Below are 987 nucleotides of genomic sequence, written 5' to 3' on the forward strand. Positions count from 1 at the left end.
CAGCCAGGAACTCTATGGGGGTAAACACATGCTATAAATCAAATAGAGGGTGCTGTTTTCAGCCGTCTCAGTGGCTCAGCCAGGAACTCTATGGGGGTAAACACATGCCGTTCGTATAAAGAATGTGAAGGACTTCTCGAAAGCTCGAGACTTAATGGAAATCCTCCGTGACCGATACATGGAGTATATCGCTTCCTAGTATCTCTCGATCGTGAAGATACGTTTGAGGGCTTCTGAATACTGCTCATTGGGCCTTGCGTTGATTTTCTCTCTAGAGAGTTCATCGATCTCATCTAAAATCTCTAAATCAACTTCTGAAGATACTTCTAGCACCTTCTCACCACCGATATTATAGAATATTACAAAAGTCTCGTCAACTTGTTTTATTGCCTCAATCACTTCCCACTCTTCACTTAGATCAACAATACCATCGGGAACACTAATATCACTTAGTTCCTCAATCTCTTGCTCAATTTCGGCCATATTTCGGGCGTTTATGTGAGATATTATCGAATGATCGCCTACAGATAGTTCAACACGATGGATTTTTCCAAACTCGCCCGGTGGATAATGTTTTTCATCTCCTTCTTTTTCTGGCTTGGCGGTAAGGATATCTTTGTCCTTGAGATCCATCCAGAATAAATCCACCATCTCTTCCTCACCAGGAGTGATTAATGTCTCTACCTCGTTAACATCTGACCATCGTGTATGATATGTTTGGTTTTGTATTTCAGTACTACTAAACTTGACCGTGCAATCTTCGGCTGGAGCCCTTCCTTCGTTTTTCACTTCTATCTGAACTTGAACTCCGTTCTCTGCTTCTTGATGAGACCTAGTTTCACCAAACACATGCCATGACTTTGGGTACTTTGTAATAGCCTGTTGCACGAGTTCGAAATTAGCTCAGGTATGTCCAAGAGATATCACTACGAGCTAGAATAATCTCTTGAACTAGATTAGAAGCCGGATCGATGGTATGCACCCACA

At 42.1% G+C, this 987-nt stretch carries 1 protein-coding gene; it reads right to left on the bottom strand.

Annotated elements, in window-relative coordinates; genetic code table 11:
• Positions 1 to 195: 195 nt before the first annotated feature.
• Complete coding sequence (locus C487_RS20505; protein ID WP_152422541.1) at positions 196 to 849, bottom strand: hypothetical protein; 654 nt, start codon at positions 847 to 849, stop codon at positions 196 to 198.
• Positions 850 to 987: the final 138 nt, after the last annotated feature.

The organism is Natrinema pallidum DSM 3751 (genome assembly GCF_000337615.1).
Classification (GTDB): domain Archaea; phylum Halobacteriota; class Halobacteria; order Halobacteriales; family Natrialbaceae; genus Natrinema; species Natrinema pallidum.